Below are 16,991 nucleotides of genomic sequence, written 5' to 3'. Positions count from 1 at the left end.
TGGGGATAAGGAGAGTTATTACTTTTCAGGGCCATTCGAAAACGTCAGCGATGCTAAAACCGTTTTCGATAAGCGAAATGACGCGTTGGAGAAGGCCGGAAAGTATAAGTCCAAGTGGCTTGGTTATAACGAAGTGCGGGGGGAAGAAGGACATTCAGAAAAATGTGCTTAGTTTGATTCCCTATAAATCCTGCCCCATCTTCATCGTCGGTCACAGTCTGGGCGGCTGGAATGGTGCGCATCTGTCCAGTGTCATGTCCGGGTGGGGCTACGAAATCAAGATGCTGGTAACGCTCGACCCAGTGGGGGAAGGCACGCTGGTCTGGCTAGGGTCCGACATTTATGGAGACAAGCCAACGCCGGTAGCTAATTACTGGATCAACATAAAGGCTGTGCCATCGAGGCCTGATCAATCCGACTCAGTAGCTGATTTCGGAGAAAAATGGCAGATCAATAGCGGGCCAGATATCAATGTGAATATGAATACGAACCACGCTAATGCTTCAGCGATGTTCTTGTCGCCCATCGCCCAAGGACGGTCAGTGAGTGACCTTATGTACGATGCAATCAACAAGGAAACCTGTTGAATGAAGAAGTTGTCGGTTGGGCTCATGCTCATTTTCTGTACCTCTTGCGCCAAGGATCACAGTGTTCCTCCCGCAAACCTGAACTTTCATACCTTAGAAAGGGAGGGACATAGCTCCCTTTACGCTTTTTATTATGGCTCTGACGTAGATCTATTGGATTTATTCAACAGGGGCAAAAGGGTAGGTGCCGCTTCGACAATGCTGAAGTGTGCACTGGGTGAAGACGAGGATTTTTCGATTACTAACCGGTTCAGGTATTCCGCATACGGTTTAGTCGACGAAGATGCGTCGAACAAAGCACGGGGCAGATTCAACTATGTAACAAGTGCTTTTTTAAGCCAAACCCAAGATAACGGCAGCACGCAGGACAATCTTTCGGTACCAGAACTCAACGATCTGCTATCCCGCAAAAAAAGCATACCCTGCAAAGTCGTCATTACTGCCTACGGCTACAAACCCTACTACTCAAACACCATGAACATCCCCACCGCCGACCTGCTCCGCGAAATCAACAAACCCGAATAAAGATCCTCGGGGGATTCAGGCAAATCCCCCCGCATCCACCCCCAATTCCCCACGCAAAAACTCCACCAGCCCCTGCTGCAACCCGCTCAACACTCCCTCGCGGCTGACCAGCGCCAGTTCCGTCGGGGCCAACTCCGGCAGATCCCTACACACCTCATGCTCTGGCAATACCGCCGAAACCGGCAAAACCGAAATCCCTAACCCAGATGCTACCGCCGCTTGAATCCCGGTCAGGCTGTGGCTGCCGAACGCTACTCGCCACGGTCGCTGCGCCACATCGAGCAGGCGAATAGCCCGCTGTCGATACAGGCAGCCCTGCGGAAACAGCGCCAGCGGTAGCACATCGCTGGAGGTGTCGAAGTCGGGGTTTTTGACCCAAACCAGCCGCTCCGGCCAGGTGGCCCATGCCGGGCCGCTGTCGGGTTCGCGTTTGATCAGGGCGATGTCGATATCGCCGGCGTCGAGGCGCTGGCGCAGGTCGAGGCTCATGCCGCTGATGGTTTCCAGGCGCGCTTGCGGATGGTTGCGGGTGAAGCCGGCGAGGATAAGTGCCATGCGTCGGGCGTCGAAGTCTTCCGGCATGCCGATGCGCAGAACTTCCAGGTCGACGTCGCTGGCCAGCGCTTGCGTGGCTTCGACGGAGAGCGCCAGTAACCGGCGCGCATAGTGGATCAGCAGTTCACCGTGTTCGGTGACCGCGACGTTCACTCCGGTGCGGTCGCGCAGGAGTAGCGGGTGGCCGACCAGATCTTCGAGTTTGCGCACCTGCTGGCTCACCGTCGATTGCGTGCGGTGCACACGCTCGGCTGCGCGGGTGAAGCTGCCTTCGTCGACTACGCAGACAAAGGTTTTCAGCAATTCCAGATCCAGCATGGCGGCGTTCCTGATAGTGGATTTGCGAATGACCATAGCGTTTTTATTTAATTTCACACTATCACCGCGCGCTCATAAGCTGAAGTCATCACTCTGGTGGAATCGACCAATGACCTTGAACAACACGCCGCGCCCGCAATGGCTGACCTTCGATTGCTACGGCACGCTGATTCAGTGGGATGAGGGACTGAAAGCCGTGGTCAAAAAAATACTCAGCGACAAGGGCGAGCACGCAGTCGACGCCGATAAGTTGATCGAAGTCTACGACCGTCACGAGCATCGTCTGGAACAAACGCCGCCGCACCGTTCCTTTCGCGAACTGAGCACACTCGGCCTGCAACTGGCGCTGGAAGAATTGGACTTGCCTGGTCAGCCCGAGGACAGTCAACGCTTGGCGGCGGCCATCCCGAACATGCCGCCATTTGCCGAAGTGGTCGACACCCTCGCGCAGCTCAAAGCGATGGGTTTCAAGCTGTGCATCGTCTCCAACACCGACGACGACATTATTGCCGGCAACGTCGCGCAACTCGTCGGCCATATCGACCGGGTGATCACCGCGCAACAGGCCGGTGCCTACAAACCGGCGCCACGTCTGTTCGACTACGCTCATGAACAATTGGGCGTGACGCGGGATGAAGTGGTGCACATCTGCGCCAGCCCCATGCTCGATCACACGGCGGCGCGGGACATGGGTTTTCGTTGCGTGTGGATCGATCGCGGCACGGGGCGTCAGTTGTTGCCGGACTATCGGCCCGACGCGATCCTGCCCAGCCTCGATCAAGTGCTGCCGCTGTTCAAATCCCTCGGCTGGACCTAAGGAGAATTGCCATGGCTCATCTCTTGAGCGGCACTGGCAAAGCCAGACCCACCGCAACGTTGAACCTGGAAACCGAGGCGATCATCACCGCCCGCAACGAACTCGCTGCGTGCTTTCAACTGGCAGCCCTGCATGGGTTGGAGGAGGGCATCTGCAATCACTTTTCGGCGATGCTGCCGGGGCATGATGATCTGTTTCTGGTCAATCCGTACGGCTTCGCTTTTTCGGAGGTAACGGCACTGAATCTGTTGGTCTGCGATTTCGCCGGCAACGTGGTCGATGGCCATGGCGAGCCCGAAGCGACCGCGTTCTACATCCACGCGCGTTTGCACAAACAACTGCCACGGGTAAAAGTCGCCTTTCACACGCACATGCCGCACGCCACCGCGTTGTGCCTGCTGCAAGGCCCGCCGCTGCTGTGGCTGGGGCAGACCTCGCTGAAGTTCTATGGGCGCACAGCGGTGGACGAGGATTACAACGGCCTCGCGCTGGACGCATCCGAAGGCGATCGCATCGCCAGCGTCATGGGCGACGCCGACATTCTTTTTCTGAAAAACCACGGCGTGATTGTCGCCGCGCCGACCATTGCTGAAGCCTGGGACGATCTGTATTACCTGGAACGCGCTGCGCAGGTGCAGTTGCTGGCCATGGCTACTCAGCGCGAACTGAAACCGCTGCCCCATGTGATTGCGCAGCGCGCTTATGAACAAATGCGTGCAGGCGATGCGCAAAGTGCTCGCGCACACCTGACCAGCGCGATGCGGCGGCTGGCCCTGCACAACTGATTAACCGTAAAGAAGCAATCGTAAATAAATCGACGAAAAGCGATCATCCAAACTCGCGACGCGCCGATAACTGGGCGGGAGGCGGGCGTTTGCCCGGTACATCCCGGTGGGCTACGCTCACACATACAAGGGTTTCGGGCTCGCGCCCCTGTCGTACCTGCCCAGGACATGCTTTTGCCAATCCCCATTCACGATCCGCATCAAGCCCCCGGCACGCTCAAGCGCCTGCCGCTACGCAAAGCGGCGGTGCTGTTCATCGTTGCGGTGAGCCTGTGCCTGTGCGGTTTGCTGTACCTGCAATTGGAGCAGTCGCGGCGTCAGGACCTGGCGGTGGCGAAGATGGCTTCCGGCAACCTGACCCGGGCCATGGCGCAGCAGGCCGAGGACACCGTGCGGGCGGCGGATCTGGTGATGACCAGCCTCGTCGACTGGATTCAGGATGATGGTTACGGGACGGCGCAGCGACCTCGGTTGCAGCGGATCTTTGCCCGCCGCGCGCAGCAACTGGATCAGTTGCATGGCATCTTTCTCTTCGATCGCGAAGGGCAGTGGATCATCACGTCGTTCGCCGATCTGCCTCGTGGCAATGGCGTGGCCGATCGCGACTATTTCAAGTTCCATCAGCAGAATGCTTCGACGGTCGCGCACATCGGCCCGGCGATTCGCAGCCGCGAAAACGGCGAGTGGATCATTCCGATTTCCAGACGCGTCAACGACCAGCTCGGCAATTTTCAGGGCGTGCTGATGGCCGGCATTCGCATGTCGTACTTCGATCAGTTCTTCAAAAGCTTCAGCCTCGATGACAGCGGCATCATGTTTCTGGCGCTGACCGACGGTACCTTGCTGGCGCGACGCCCCTTCGATGAGTCGCTGATCAATACCTCGGTGGCCCACGGCGAGATCTATCAAACCCTGCTGCCGAACGCTAATGCGGGCACGGCGATGCTCAATTCCGTGGTCGATGGCGTGACCCGCTTGTATGGCTATCGACAGCTCGCCTCGTATCCGCTGGTGGTCTCTGCTGCGACTTCGCAAGACACGATTCTGCAGGGCTGGTATGACCGCGCCTTTCAGTCCAGCGTGATTGTCGCGCTGGTGATTCTCGGGGTTGGCCTGTTCGGCTGGGTGTTCATTCATCAGGTGCGCGACGGCGAGCGTATCGAGAAAAATCTGCGCAAGGCGCAACTGGCGCTGGAGCAGATCGCCACCCATGACAGCCTTACCGGGTTGGCCAATCGGCGCTTGTTCGAGCGCTCGCTGGACATCGAATTTGCCCGTGGCGCGCGCCAGGTCAGCCCGGTCAGCCTGATCATGCTCGATATCGATTTCTTCAAGCGCTACAACGACGCTTATGGTCATGTCGCCGGCGATCAATGCCTGGCGCAGGTGGCGCAAGTGGTGAAGACCTGCTGCCAGCGCAAGTCGGATCTGGCGGTGCGTTATGGCGGCGAAGAATTTGCCGTGCTGTTGCCGGACACGGACATCAACGGCGCGCTGGCAATTGCCGGGCAGATTCGGCGCAGCTTGATCGACAAGCACATCATCCACAGCGGCTCGCCGACCGGTTATCTCACCGTGAGCCTGGGCTGTTATTCCTTTATTCCGCACGGCAACGACAGCCCGCAGGTGTTTATCCAGCGCGCGGACGCGGCGTTGTATCAGGCGAAAAATGCCGGGCGCAACCGCGCGGCGGTGTTTGCACCGGAAGAAGATTTTGCCGAACTGATGCGGTCGGATCGCTGATTCTTTCAATCAATAAAGCGAAAGTGGGAGCGGGCTTGCTCGCGAATCGGCGTGTCAGCTTGCATCGATGTTGGCTGACAGACCGCCTTCGCGAGCAAGCCCGCTCCCACATGAGATTTGTGAGGTGGCCGGGAACTTGAGTGCTACCGGAATCCTGTGGGAGTGGGCTCGCTGCAGAAACTGTGGGAGTCATGCTGTCCCCGGGAAGGCAACGTCAGCCATCCAAGACAGTTGCTCCCACATCGGTCCGTGATGGGCTCAAGACTATCTGGGATGGCTCTTGTTCGTTCAGCCGCCCGTGCCACCGCCTGCACCACCTGTGCCGCCGCCGGCCGAACCGGTGCCGCCGCCCGCGCCGGAACCCGAACCGCTGGCGCCACCGTTGGTGCCCGTCCCGGTGCCCATACTCGAACCAGTGCCGGTGCCGTTATTGGTTGCGCCAGAACCGCTGCCACCCGATGGCGAGCCCGGGGTGTTGTCTGGCGGCATGGTCGAGCTGCTGGCGCCGCCGGACTTGGTGCCCGTCGCATCGGTGCTGTCATTGGCAGCGAAGCTGGCGGCGGATGCCGTGGCGAGCAGGCCGGCCAACAATAACGAAGTGAGTTTGCGCGTCATCATGGTACGTCTCCTGATAAAGGGGATTACCTGATATTGGTCTTGCGCGCCCAAGCCTTGGTGCCAGTCGAGTGACGAGCGGTCAATCGCTGCGCCAAGTGGCCTACCGATCTTCTGCAATATTGGCTATTTGCCGAACCACCCCCGGGGACTAACGTAGCCACACATTCAATCGCTACCCCGGAGCCCACCATGCAACCTCGTGCCGATTTCTACACCGCTTCCCCTGATGCCATGAAAGCGATGATGGCGCTGGAAAATGCCGTCTCGAAACTGTCGCTGGAAAAGAGCCTGCTCGAACTGGTCAAGCTGCGCTCTTCACAGATCAACGGCTGCGCATTCTGCATCGACATGCACACCGCCGACGCCATCAAAGGCGGCGAAACCCCGCGTCGCCTGTTCGCCGTGACGGCATGGCGGGAAGCGCCGTTCTTCAGCGAGCGTGAGCGTGCCGCACTGCTGTGGACCGAATCACTGACGCAACTGAGCTTGACTCACGCGCCGGACGAAGACTATGAAGTAGTCGCTGCGCAGTTTTCGCCCAAGGAACTGGTTGACCTGACCGTGGCGATCAACACCATCAACGGCTGGAATCGCCTGGCGGTGGGCTTCCGCAAATTGCCGCAGGCTTAAGGCATTCACGCAGATCCCTTGTGGGAGCGAGCCTGCTCGCGAAGGCGTCGAGACAGTCACCATCATTGTTACTGACATCCCGCATTGGCGAGCAGGCTCGCTCCCACAGGTAAATCTTCAGTGTGCTTGCTGACCAGGCGCCGCCGGTGGCTGCACCTTGCGCATCAAGGGCACCATCGCCGTGGCGATGATGAAACACACCATGATCATCAGAAACGTATCGCCATAGGTCTGCGTCTGCGCCTCGCGATACGTCAGCAGCCACAATTGGCGCAGGCTGGCGGTGACGCCGGTATCGTCGCTCTGGCCGAGATTGGCGAAGTTGCCGCCGACCTGCGACAGCCACTGATTCATCGCTTCATTGCTGCTGTTCAGATGCTCGGCCAACCGGGTGAAATGCAGGTTGGTGCGGTCATTGAGAATCGTCGCGCAGGCAGCGATGCCAATCGCGCCACCCAGGTTGCGCATCAGATTGAACAACCCCGAAGCGTGCTTGAGTCGCGCCGGTGCCAGCCCACCCAAAGTCAACGTCACCGCTGGCGGTACGGCCAGTTGCTGGGCAATCCCGCGCAACGCTTGCGGCAGCATCAACTCCCCGGCGCCCCAGTCGTGGGTGATCGGACTGAACTCCCACATCGACAAGGCAAACAGGCCGAGGCCGAGCATCATGATCCAGCGCAGATCGATGCGATTGGCGAGAAAGGCATACAGCGGAATCGCCAGAATCTGGAACACGCCGGTGGAAAAAACCGCCATGCCAATGTCCAGCGCGCTGTAGCCGCGCACGCGTCCGAGAAACAGCGGCGTCAGGTAAATCGTCGCGAACAGGCCGATGCCGGTGACGAAGGAAAAGAAGCAGCCGAGGGCGAAATTGCGATCCTTCAACGCACGCAGATCGACGATCGGATTGGCCACGTGCAGCGTACGGCCGATGAAGGCCAACCCGGCGAGTCCGCTGATCCACGCGGTGGTGAGAATCGTCTGGTCACTGAACCAGTTCCAGCGAGGGCCTTCTTCAAGGGTGTATTCCAGGCAGCCGAGAAACAGCGCGAGAAAGAGCATGCTCAGGTAGTCCGCGCCCTTGAGCAGCGACAGTTCCGGCTGATCGATCTTGACCAGCATCGGCACCGCCACGGCGACGAAAATGCCCGGCACCAGATTGATGTAGAACAGCCAGTGCCACGAAGAAATGTCAGTGATCCAGCCGCCGATCACCGGCCCCAGCGTGGGCGCCAGCGAAGCCACCGCGCCGATGGTCGCGGCGGCAATTACCCGTTGCTTGCCAGTGAAGAAAAAGAACGCCGTGGTGAACACCAGCGGAATCATCGAGCCGCCGAGAAAACCTTGCAGCGCACGAAACGCGATCATGCTCTGGATATTCCAGGCCAGACCGCAGAGCAGGCTGGCGAGGGTGAAACCGACCGCCGAGGCACAGAACAACCAGCGCGTGGAAAACACCCGCGATAGCCATCCCGACAATGGAATCACAATGATCTCGGCGATCAGGTAACTGGTCTGCACCCACGCGGTTTCGTCGGTGCCGGCGGACAAGCCACCGCCGATATCGCGCAGCGACGCCGAGACAATCTGGATATCCAGCAGGGCGATGAACATGCCGATGCACATCGTTGCGAAGGCAAACACTTTGGTCGCCGTGCTCATGTCCGCCGCGTTGAAGGGTTGCGCAGGAGCCGCGACGCTGCTGCTCATGGCGCGACGGCTACGGCGGTGGTTTCAGGCGCGGCGCGGGTGTCTACTTCAGCGGTGACAGACAGGCCCGGGCGTAGATGGCCGAGCACGCTGTCGGCGGGATCCAGAACGATTCTGACGGGCACGCGCTGAACTATTTTAGTGAAGTTGCCGGTGGCATTTTCCGGCGGCAATACGCTGAACAGCGAGCCGGTGGCGGGAGCGAGGCTGTCGAGGTGGCCGTGGAATTCCTGGCCGTGCAGCACGTCGGCGCGGATGCTCACCCGTTGCCCGGGCTTCATTCGCGCCAATTGGTCTTCCTTGAAATTGGCATCGACCCACAGACCCCTGGCGGGCACCACCGACAGTTGCTGCGAACCTGCCTGGGCATAGGCGCCAACCCTGGCGCGGCGATTGCCGATTACCCCATCGACGGGGGCGCGCAGTTCCGTGTAACCGAGGTTCAACTGGGCCAGATCGCGTTCGGCGCGGGCTTGTTGGAGAGCGGCGCGAGCCTGTTGTTTGCGGGTTTCGATCACTGCCAATTGCCGTTGTGCGGCGAGCAGTTCGGCCTGGGCGCGGGCGCTGAGGGCTTGTGCGGTCTTGAAAGTGGCGTCGGCGCGCTGCGCACTTTCCACCGACACCGCGTTGCTGCTCACCAGCCGCTTGTAGCGCGTGTTGTCGTCCCGTGAGCGCGCCGTCTCCGCGCTCGCCGCATCGATTCCTGCGTGGGCCTGACCGATCACGGCGTGCTGCAATTGTTCGGTGGCGTCAAGGTTGGCCAGCAGCGCTTCTTCACCAGCCACGGCGCCTTCAGCCTTGGCCAGATTGGCGCGATAGTCGCGGGCATCGAGGCGGATCAACACATCGCCGGCTTTCACCGACTGGTTGTCGCCGACCAGCACCTCGTCGATATAACCGGCGACCTTCGGCCCGATCACCGTGACGTTGCCACCGATGTAGGCATCGTCGGTCTCTTCGAGAAAGCGCCCGCTGCCCCACCAGTGCACGGCGTAAATGCCTCCCAGAATCAGCGCAAGCAAAACGCTGCCGCAGATCAATAGGCGTTTGAACAGGGCAGGCCTGGTCTTGACCGGAACAGGATCGGGGGAAGGCATGCTGGTCATGGCGTCGTACCTGAGGAAGTGACTCGTTATTACGGCTGTAATATGACGCGAGTAATATTTAGTGGCAAATCATTTCTGCGGCCAATCGTCAGTTGCTTATTTGAGCCATTGGCCCGGCGTGCTGCCGGTGATGGATTTGAAGAAGGCGATGAACGCGCTGTCGCTGGCAAACCCCAGCGCAAAGGCGCAGTAACTCAGGCTTCTCTCGGTAGCGAGCAGTTCAATGGCGCGCATCAGCCGCCACTGTTGGCGCCATTGCTGATAACTCATGCCGGTTTCGCGCTGGAAGATGCGGCCGATGGTGCGGCTGCTGGCGCCGATCTGTTGTTCAAGCACGTGCAGCGTTGGCGGCAGCCGATCGGGTACGGCCAGCAATGACGTCAGCCGTTTGTCCCGAGGCAATGGCAACAGCATCGGTTGCTGCACTGCGTCATTGATTTCACTCAGACACAGCCCGAGCAGATGGGCGAATCTGCCTGTTTGCCAGTCAGTGTCGAAAGCCGCCGTCGCCATGGGCTCGAGCAACGCGCGCAGCAAGGGGCTGACTTCGATGACGCAAACCTGCTGCGGCAACCCGTGACATAAATCACCGACCAGGTAGATCGAGCGATAGTCGACACTCCGCTGCATCACCGCACGATGGCTGACCCCGGCCGGAATCCATGCTGCCCGCGAGGGTGGCAACAAGCACAACTGCTGCGCCAGATCAATCCGGATGCAGCCTTGGCGCGTGTAGAGCAATTGCCCGCGCTGATGACAGTGCATGCCTGAATCGTGGTCAGCCATGGTCGATGCAAGACCGATCACCGGAGCGGCAAAACTGTCTGCATCAAACGTCGAATGGGCATCGAGCCAAGCCATGGAATTGTCCGATTTCAGCGATAAGTTGGCGGGATCCGGATAATACGCCAAGCACCGGTTTTTAAACTTCTCTGCTTTCGTAGAGGAGTCATTGGAATGAACAAGCGGAGTTTGCTTGCGCTGGCTATTGCCCTGCTGATGTTTGCGCAGATCGCGCAAACGCTATACAGCCCGGCGCTGAGTGATATCGGTCGAGCCTTCGCTGTTGGTCCGCAAACGGCAGCGCAGACCTTGTCGGTGTATTTCCTGGCGTTTGCCTTTGGTGTAGTGGTGTGGGGCCGCGCGTGTGATCGCTTCGGGCGGCGACCGGTGATGCTGGTGGGGATGGCGCTGTATGCAGTTGCGCTGCTGGTCGGCCTGCGAGTCAGCAGTTTCAACGGTTTGCTGTTGGTGCAGGGCGTGGCGGCGTTCGGCGCGGCGGTGGCTTCGGTGGTAACGCAAACCGTATTGCGTGATCGCTTCAAGGGCGCTGAATTGGCCCAGGTATTTTCCGTGGTCGGCATCGCGCTGGCGGCGAGTCCGGCGATTGGACTGTTCAGCGGCGCGAGCCTGGTGCAGGTGTTCGGTTATCGCGGTGTGCTGGGCGCGCTGGTGCTGCTTGCTGCATGTTTATGGCTGTGGAGTTGGTACGGTCTGTTGGAATCACGCCCGCAACAGACGCCTGATGTCAGTCTTCCCGACACCCTTTGGCGCATGCTGAGTGACCTCGGAATCTGGCGCTCGGCGCTTTGGATCGCTTGCTTCAACGTTGCGCTGTTCAGTTACTACAGCCTCGCACCGTTCATGTTCCAGCGCTTGGGTTTGAGCGAAAGCTGGTTCGGCTACAGCGGCGTGTTGCTTGCGTTGGGTTCGGGGCTTGGTGCGTGGTTCAACAAGCGTTTGTTGCAGGCCGGGTATGCGGCGATGCAATTGATCCGGCTCGCAGCGTTCTGCGGCCTGGCCGGTGGCATTGGCGTCTGGTTATTGCAGGACAGCGCCGCGTTCGTGTTGCCGATGCTGTTGATCGTGCTGGCATTCGGTATGGCCATCCCCAATATTCTCGGCCTGGCGCTGGTGGAGTATGCCGATCGGCTGGGTACTGCCGGTGCGCTGTTGGGTTTGATGTACTACTTGCTGGTAGGCGCGGGGCTGATACTCGCTGGTTGGTTTCAGGCTTTGGGAGCGACGCTGATCGTATGCAACGGCGTGGCGTTGTTGCTGACAACATTTGTATCCAAGGAATGAATTGCCCGGGTTAATACGAAGCATTACTATTCACGCCCCTTTCTCACCACGCCACCCATCCCATGCGCTCCCGCAGATCCGGCTTTTTCGAGTATTACGAAGAGTTGATCGGCACCTGGACTCGTCGCCTGCGCAATCGCGCGCAGGCCGAGGATCTGGCGCACGACACCTTTGTGCGGGTGCTCGAGGCGGATTCGGCAGCGGTGCAGCAGCCGCGCGCTTATCTGCATCAGACGGCGCGTAATATCGCGGTTGATGGGTATCGGCGGGAGGACCGGCGGGGCGTCATGGAGTCGGAGGCGGCTGACGACAGTGCGTCGTCCGCGGGCGATCCGGAGCATTACATGCACGCGATCCAGTTGGCCGATTCCATCGAACGCGCGCTCACCGAGTTGCCGCTCAACTGCCGCAAGATCTTTGTCTGGCAGAAGATCGAAGGCCTGACGCAGGCGGAAATTGCCGTACGCCTGGGGCTGTCCAAGAACATGGTCGAAAAGTATATGATCCGCACCCTGCGGCATCTGCGTGAGCGGCTGGATGGGTTGCAATCATGAGCGCTCGCACCTTTTCATTCTCAGCCGGACAGGACATTCCATGATGGAGACGGGTGATTGCACCTGTGGACAAGCGGCGGTGCGTGACGAGGCGGCGGCGTGGTTCGTGCGTTTGCAGGAGCCGAATCTCAGCGTCGAGCACCAGCAGCGCTTCGACGCCTGGCTGAACGAGCATCCGCAACACCGCGAAGAATTCCAGTTGCTGCAGGGCTTGTGGGCGGCGGCTGATTTGCTGCCGACCTCACGTCTTCAAGCGCTGGTTGAAACTCCGCCACCTCGTCGCGAACGCCGGCCGTTGCTGCGTTATGCCATGGCCGCGAGTGTTCTGGCCGTGGCGCTGGGGCTTGGCCTGTTCAGTGGTTTGAATCAACCGGGCGCTTACCGCGCCGAATTCGTCACGGCGTTGGGCGAGCGCAAGCATGTGGCGTTGCCGGACGGTTCGGTGATCGATCTGAACAGCCGCAGCCGCTTGCAGGTCCGTTATGAACAGGATCGACGGGTTATCGAATTGAGCGCGGGCGAGGCGCTGTTCAGCGTCGAACATGACGCCTCGCGTCCGTTTATTGTCGAAGCCGGCAGCGGCAAGGTCACAGTCACCGGTACGCGTTTCGACGTGCGCCGCGATGCCACGCAAACCCTCGTGGCGGTGGAGCAGGGCACGGTTAAAGTGCAGGGAAGTGCTGCCCCGGACAACCAATTCATCAACCTCACCGCAGGCCTCGGCACGTCGGTCGATGCGCAAGGCCAAGTCCGGCCGGCCTACGCGGTCAGTCCGGCGCAGTTGACCGCATGGCGCAACGGCAAACTGGTGTTCAACAACGCCAGCCTCAGCGAAGTCGCGGCCGAAGTATCGCGCTATCGCGACAAACCGCTGACCGTATCCCAGCCGAACGTGGCCAGCCTGCGCCTGACCAGCGTGTTCAAATCCGACGATACCGACGCCTTGCTCAAAGCCCTGCCGACCATTCTGCCGGTGGCCGTGCGGACTCTCGCTGATGGCAGTCAGGAAATAATTTCCAGATAGCATTCAGGTTTTTTTCCAGTTCATCGTCTTCCTGTTCAACTGCAACTGGTTTGCATTAACAGCCGCACCTTCTTGCGATCCACAGGACTCCGTACGACGTGAACATCACCACAACCCACAATAAAAAATCCCCTTGGTTGCCATTGGCGCTCGCGCTGGCCGTCAGCGCAGCGATGCCGTTGGCGTTTGCCGCTGACGCTATCCATATTCGCGCGCAGCCGCTGGGGCAGGCCTTGAGCGAACTGGGCCAGCAAACCTCGCTGCAGGTGTTTTTCAGCCCTGAGCTGGTGGCCGGCAAACAGGCCCCAGCGGTCAACGGTGACCTTTCGCCAGAGCAGGCTTTGCGGCAGCTGTTGCAGGGCAGCGGTCTCGATTACCAGATCAACGAAGGCTCGGTGACGCTCGCCCCAGCAGCCACCTCCGCAGCCAGCAACGGCCCGCTGGAGCTCGGCGTGACCGACATCAAAGTGGTCGGCGACTGGCTCGGTGACGCCGACGCGGCGGTGGTGCAGAACCACCCCGGCGCGCGCACGGTGATTCGCCGCGAAGCAATGGTCGAGCAGGGTGCGATGAACGTCAGTGATGTGCTCAAGCGCGTGCCCGGCGTGCAGGTGCAGGACTCCAATGGCACCGGCGGCAGTGATATTTCCCTCAACGTCGGCGTACGCGGTCTGACTTCGCGCCTGTCGCCACGCTCGACTGTTTTGATCGATGGCGTACCAGCGGCGTTCGCCCCGTACGGCCAGCCGCAGTTGTCGATGGCGCCGATTTCCTCGGGCAACCTCGACAGCATCGACGTCGTGCGCGGCGCCGGCTCCGTGCGCTACGGGCCGCAGAACGTCGGCGGCGTGATCAACTTTGTGACCCGCGCGATCCCGGAGAAAGCCACAGGCGAAATCGGCACCACCCTGGAAACGACTCGGTACGGCGGCTGGAAACACATCGACACCGCGCTCCTCGGTGGCACCGCCGACAACGGCATGGGCGTCGCGCTGCTGTACTCCGGCGTCAACGGTCATGGCTATCGCGAGCGCAACAACGGCAACGATATCGACGACGTGCTGCTCAAGACGCATTGGGCGCCGACCGATCAGGACGATTTCAGTCTCAACTTCCACTACTACGACGCCAGCGCCGACATGCCCGGCGGTCTGACCCAGCGTCAGTACGACGACAAGCCCTACGAATCAGTGCGTGACTACGACCAGTTCACAGGCCGACGCAAGGACGTGTCGTTCAAGTGGGCCCGCCAGATCGATGAGCGCACTCAGGCGGAAATCCTCACCTATTACACCGACAGCTTTCGTGGCAGTACTATCGCCGCGCGCGATCAGCGCACCCTCAGCTCGTACCCGCGTTCCTACTACACCCTCGGCATCGAGCCGCGCGTGTCGCGGGTGTTCGATGTCGGCCCGACCACCCAGGAAGTCAGCGTCGGTTATCGCTATCTGAAAGAGGCGATGCACGAAGAGTCGAGTCGTCTGGCGCTGGTCAACAATCAGCCGGTGGTCACGCCGACCTCCGACGGCCACGTATTCCAGGATCGCACCGGTGGCACCGAGGCCAACTCGGTGTATGTCGACAACAAGATCGACGTCGGCAACTGGACCATCACCCCGGGCATTCGCTTCGAACACATCAGCACCGATTGGCACGACCGCGCCGTGCTCGACACCGCTGGCCGCCCGGTACCGGAGAAAAACCGCAGCATCGAAAGCAACGAACCGCTGCCGGCGCTGAGCGTGATGTATCACCTGTCCGATGCCTGGAAGCTGTTCGCCAACTACGAAACCTCGTTCGGCAGCCTGCAGTATTTCCAGCTCGGCCAGGGCGGTTCGGGTGACAGCACCGCCAACGGTCTGGAGCCGGAAAAGGCCAAGACCTACGAGATCGGCACGCGCTACAACGATGAAGTGTGGGGCGGCGAGGTGACGCTGTTCTACATCGATTTCGATGACGAACTGCAATACATCAGCAACGACGTCGGCTGGACCAACCTCGGAGCGACCAAACACCAGGGCATCGAAGCCTCGGTGCACTACGACATGGCCGCACTCGACCCGCGCCTCGATGGTCTGACCGCCAACGCCGGCCTAACCTACACTCGCGCCACTTATGAAGGCGAGATCCCCGGCTTCAAGGGCCGCGATCTGCCGTTCTATTCGCGCCAGGTGGCCACGGTCGGATTGCGTTACGACATCAACCGCTGGACCTGGAACATCGACGGCTTCGCCCAATCGAAGCAGCGTTCGCCGGGCACCGGTGTGAATGCGGATGGCAGTTTCAACGGCAACTACATTACCGAAGGCACGGCGGACGGGCAGTACGGCGACATCCCGGGTTATGTGACCTGGAACGTGCGCGGCGGTTATGACTTCGGCGCGCAGGTGTCGAACCTGAAGCTCGGTGCCGGGGTGAAAAACGTCTTCGACAAGCAGTACTTCACCCGTTCCAGCGACAACAACTCGGGGATGTATGTCGGCGCGCCGCGCACGTTCTTCGTGCAGGCCAGCGTCGGTTTTTAAAGCACAAGATCAAAAGATCGCAGCCTTCGGCAGCTCCTACAGGGGAACGCAAATCCATGTAGGAGCTGCCGAAGGCTGCGATCTTTTGCTTTAGACCTTGAGGACTTTGCCGCCAATCGCCACAGCCACCAGCAACACTGCCATCAATCCAAAGGCAAAACTCAGACTGCTGGCATGCGCGACAAAACCGATTACTGCCGGCCCGGCGAGAATCCCGGCATAACCGAGCGTGGTAATCGCCGGTACCGCGATGCTTTCCGGCATCACCGTCTGTTTGCCCACCGCCGTGTACAGCACCGGCACGATGTTCGAGCAACCGGCGCCGACCAGCGCATAACCCACCAGCGCCGCTTGCCAGCTCGGTGCGAAGGTGGCGAGAAACAATCCCGCCGCCGCCAACAGCCCGCCGAACAGAATGATCCGCGTCGCGCCCAGCTTGCGCACGATGCGGTCACCAAGCAGGCGTCCAACCGTCATGGTCAGGGCAAACGCTGCGTAGCCCAGGCCTGCGTACGCCGTGTCGATCCCGCGTTCCTGAGCGAGGAACACAGCACTCCAGTCCAGCGCGGCGCCTTCGGTGAGAAAAACGATGAAGCACATGCCGCCGATGAACAGCACGATGCCGTGGGGAATGGCGAACGCCGGGCCGGAGCTTTCACTGCCGTAGGGCAACATGTGCGGCACGCACTTGAGCAGGGCGCCGATCAACAACACGACGACGACCAGCATCGCCGCCAGCGGTGTCAGGCCGAGGCCGAGCAGGGCGCTGACGCCCGCCGCGCCGACGATTCCGCCAAGACTGAACAAGCCATGGAAGCCCGACATCATGTGCTTGCCGCTGGCGCGCTCGACGATCACTGCTTGCAGGTTCACCGTCGAATCCACCGTGCCGAGGCCGGCGCCGAACATGAACAACGTGGCGATCAGCGCCGGGATCGACGACACCGTCGCCAGCAACGGCAGCGCCGCGCAGATCAGCAACGTGCCGCCGGTGGCCACGCGTCGGCAGCCGAAGCGCGTGGCAAGAATCCCCGCCAGCGGCATCGCCAGAATCGAGCCCACGCCCAGGCACAACAGTAATAATCCCAGCGTGCCCTCATCCAGCCCGGCCCGCGCCTTGGCATACGGCACCAGCGGTGCCCACGCGGCAATACCAAGGCCGGCGATGAAAAAAGCGATGCGCGTGGACATCTGTTGCAGACGTCCGGGGACGAACGTGTCTTGGGGGTTGAGGCTGGTCATATCGATCCTTGGCAAAAAACAACTGCATCCCGAGTGACATTCTCACGGCGTTGAGGTTCGATCTCAGGCCTTTCGGGGCATAACGGTGGACATCCTACCCTGTGGGAGCGGGCTTGCTCGCGAAGGCGGTATGTCAGGCCAGGAATTTTTGACTGGCACACCGCCTT

General features: G+C 60.4%; 16 protein-coding genes. 10 read left to right on the top strand and 6 right to left on the bottom strand.

From position 1 onward, the window contains the following. The first annotated feature begins 164 nt into the window (after positions 1-164). Together AC4IHP_RS27000 and AC4IHP_RS26995 are read left to right on the top strand one after the other, a co-directional pair. On the top strand, positions 165-587 hold the full coding sequence (locus tag AC4IHP_RS27000) for a hypothetical protein (RefSeq protein WP_490833195.1): 423 nt from the start codon (positions 165-167) through the stop codon (positions 585-587). After that, positions 588-1,112: a hypothetical protein gene (locus tag AC4IHP_RS26995; protein ID WP_460120312.1), complete on the top strand. Its 525-nt coding sequence runs from the start codon at positions 588-590 to the stop codon at positions 1,110-1,112. A 15-nt stretch (positions 1,113-1,127) separates the two neighbouring features. Here AC4IHP_RS26995 and AC4IHP_RS26990 read toward each other — a convergent pair whose 3' ends face one another. Then, the gene (locus AC4IHP_RS26990; RefSeq protein WP_490833194.1) at positions 1,128-1,985 is read right to left on the bottom strand and encodes a LysR family transcriptional regulator; all 858 of its coding nucleotides are present in this window, start codon (positions 1,983-1,985) and stop codon (positions 1,128-1,130) included. A gap of 109 nt (positions 1,986-2,094) precedes the next feature. Here AC4IHP_RS26990 and AC4IHP_RS26985 point away from each other — a divergent pair, with 109 nt between their 5' ends. The 3 genes from AC4IHP_RS26985 (at position 2,095) to AC4IHP_RS26975 (ending at position 5,330) form a co-directional block, all read left to right on the top strand. After that, positions 2,095-2,802, top strand: coding sequence for a haloacid dehalogenase type II (locus tag AC4IHP_RS26985; protein ID WP_460120308.1), 708 nt, complete (start codon positions 2,095-2,097; stop codon positions 2,800-2,802). An 11-nt stretch (positions 2,803-2,813) separates the two neighbouring features. Continuing rightward, positions 2,814-3,587, top strand: a complete 774-nt coding sequence (locus AC4IHP_RS26980; RefSeq protein ID WP_490833193.1) for an aldolase — start codon at positions 2,814-2,816, stop codon at positions 3,585-3,587. A gap of 174 nt (positions 3,588-3,761) precedes the next feature. Beyond that, positions 3,762-5,330: a sensor domain-containing diguanylate cyclase gene (locus tag AC4IHP_RS26975; RefSeq protein WP_490833192.1), complete on the top strand. Its 1,569-nt coding sequence runs from the start codon at positions 3,762-3,764 to the stop codon at positions 5,328-5,330. 288 nt (positions 5,331-5,618) lie between these two features. Here AC4IHP_RS26975 and AC4IHP_RS26970 read toward each other — a convergent pair whose 3' ends face one another. Next, on the bottom strand, positions 5,619-5,948 hold the full coding sequence (locus AC4IHP_RS26970; protein ID WP_460120302.1) for a hypothetical protein: 330 nt from the start codon (positions 5,946-5,948) through the stop codon (positions 5,619-5,621). 189 nt (positions 5,949-6,137) lie between these two features. Here AC4IHP_RS26970 and AC4IHP_RS26965 point away from each other — a divergent pair, with 189 nt between their 5' ends. Beyond that, a complete protein-coding gene (locus tag AC4IHP_RS26965; RefSeq protein WP_150634860.1) occupies positions 6,138-6,578 on the top strand; it encodes a carboxymuconolactone decarboxylase family protein in 441 nt (146 codons plus the stop codon). Between the two features lie 117 nt (positions 6,579-6,695). Here the strand turns inward: AC4IHP_RS26965 and AC4IHP_RS26960 are convergent, their stop codons facing one another. The 3 genes from AC4IHP_RS26960 to AC4IHP_RS26950 all read right to left on the bottom strand — a co-directional run bounded on the left by AC4IHP_RS26960 (position 6,696) and on the right by AC4IHP_RS26950 (position 10,255). After that, positions 6,696-8,288, bottom strand: coding sequence for a DHA2 family efflux MFS transporter permease subunit (locus tag AC4IHP_RS26960; protein ID WP_129999644.1), 1,593 nt, complete (start codon positions 8,286-8,288; stop codon positions 6,696-6,698). Next, the gene (locus tag AC4IHP_RS26955; protein ID WP_490833191.1) at positions 8,285-9,394 is read right to left on the bottom strand and encodes an HlyD family secretion protein; all 1,110 of its coding nucleotides are present in this window, start codon (positions 9,392-9,394) and stop codon (positions 8,285-8,287) included. Before AC4IHP_RS26955 ends, AC4IHP_RS26960 begins: the two co-directional genes overlap by 4 nt. 96 nt (positions 9,395-9,490) lie before the next feature. After that, on the bottom strand, positions 9,491-10,255 hold the full coding sequence (locus tag AC4IHP_RS26950) for an AraC family transcriptional regulator (protein ID WP_129999642.1): 765 nt from the start codon (positions 10,253-10,255) through the stop codon (positions 9,491-9,493). Between the two features lie 96 nt (positions 10,256-10,351). Between AC4IHP_RS26950 and AC4IHP_RS26945 the strand changes: the two genes are divergently transcribed. The 4 genes from AC4IHP_RS26945 (at position 10,352) to AC4IHP_RS26930 (ending at position 15,582) form a co-directional block, all read left to right on the top strand. After that, positions 10,352-11,479 carry an MFS transporter gene (locus AC4IHP_RS26945; RefSeq protein WP_490833190.1) on the top strand — a complete coding sequence of 376 codons (1,128 nt, stop codon included), beginning with the start codon at positions 10,352-10,354 and terminating at the stop codon, positions 11,477-11,479. Positions 11,480-11,541: 62 nt separating this feature from the next. Beyond that, entirely contained in the window at positions 11,542-12,033 is a 492-nt protein-coding gene (locus tag AC4IHP_RS26940; RefSeq protein ID WP_490833189.1) for a sigma-70 family RNA polymerase sigma factor, read from the top strand. A 40-nt stretch (positions 12,034-12,073) separates the two neighbouring features. Beyond that, the gene (locus AC4IHP_RS26935; protein WP_490833188.1) at positions 12,074-13,057 is read left to right on the top strand and encodes a FecR family protein; all 984 of its coding nucleotides are present in this window, start codon (positions 12,074-12,076) and stop codon (positions 13,055-13,057) included. A 98-nt stretch (positions 13,058-13,155) separates the two neighbouring features. After that, entirely contained in the window at positions 13,156-15,582 is a 2,427-nt protein-coding gene (locus AC4IHP_RS26930) for a TonB-dependent siderophore receptor (RefSeq protein WP_490833187.1), read from the top strand. A gap of 90 nt (positions 15,583-15,672) precedes the next feature. Here the strand turns inward: AC4IHP_RS26930 and AC4IHP_RS26925 are convergent, their stop codons facing one another. Then, the gene (locus AC4IHP_RS26925; protein ID WP_130909827.1) at positions 15,673-16,824 is read right to left on the bottom strand and encodes an MFS transporter; all 1,152 of its coding nucleotides are present in this window, start codon (positions 16,822-16,824) and stop codon (positions 15,673-15,675) included. Between the last annotated feature and the right edge of the window lie 167 nt (positions 16,825-16,991).

This window comes from Pseudomonas sp. UF-293, from assembly GCF_058245595.1.
The sequence above is the reverse complement of the archived record's forward strand: the minus strand, read 5'-3'. Positions and strand labels throughout refer to the sequence as shown.

Coding starts and splice junctions, on each gene's coding strand:
- AC4IHP_RS26995 (WP_460120312.1), top strand. CDS start 588: ATGAAGAAGTTGTCGGTTGGGCTCATGCTCATTTTCTGTACCTCTTGC.
- AC4IHP_RS26990 (WP_490833194.1), bottom strand. CDS start 1,985: ATGCTGGATCTGGAATTGCTGAAAACCTTTGTCTGCGTAGTCGACGAA.
- AC4IHP_RS26985 (WP_460120308.1), top strand. CDS start 2,095: ATGACCTTGAACAACACGCCGCGCCCGCAATGGCTGACCTTCGATTGC.
- AC4IHP_RS26980 (WP_490833193.1), top strand. CDS start 2,814: ATGGCTCATCTCTTGAGCGGCACTGGCAAAGCCAGACCCACCGCAACG.
- AC4IHP_RS26970 (WP_460120302.1), bottom strand. CDS start 5,948: ATGATGACGCGCAAACTCACTTCGTTATTGTTGGCCGGCCTGCTCGCC.
- AC4IHP_RS26965 (WP_150634860.1), top strand. CDS start 6,138: ATGCAACCTCGTGCCGATTTCTACACCGCTTCCCCTGATGCCATGAAA.
- AC4IHP_RS26960 (WP_129999644.1), bottom strand. CDS start 8,288: ATGAGCAGCAGCGTCGCGGCTCCTGCGCAACCCTTCAACGCGGCGGAC.
- AC4IHP_RS26955 (WP_490833191.1), bottom strand. CDS start 9,394: ATGACCAGCATGCCTTCCCCCGATCCTGTTCCGGTCAAGACCAGGCCT.
- AC4IHP_RS26950 (WP_129999642.1), bottom strand. CDS start 10,255: ATGGCTTGGCTCGATGCCCATTCGACGTTTGATGCAGACAGTTTTGCC.
- AC4IHP_RS26945 (WP_490833190.1), top strand. CDS start 10,352: ATGAACAAGCGGAGTTTGCTTGCGCTGGCTATTGCCCTGCTGATGTTT.
- AC4IHP_RS26940 (WP_490833189.1), top strand. CDS start 11,542: ATGCGCTCCCGCAGATCCGGCTTTTTCGAGTATTACGAAGAGTTGATC.
- AC4IHP_RS26935 (WP_490833188.1), top strand. CDS start 12,074: ATGATGGAGACGGGTGATTGCACCTGTGGACAAGCGGCGGTGCGTGAC.
- AC4IHP_RS26925 (WP_130909827.1), bottom strand. CDS start 16,824: ATGACCAGCCTCAACCCCCAAGACACGTTCGTCCCCGGACGTCTGCAA.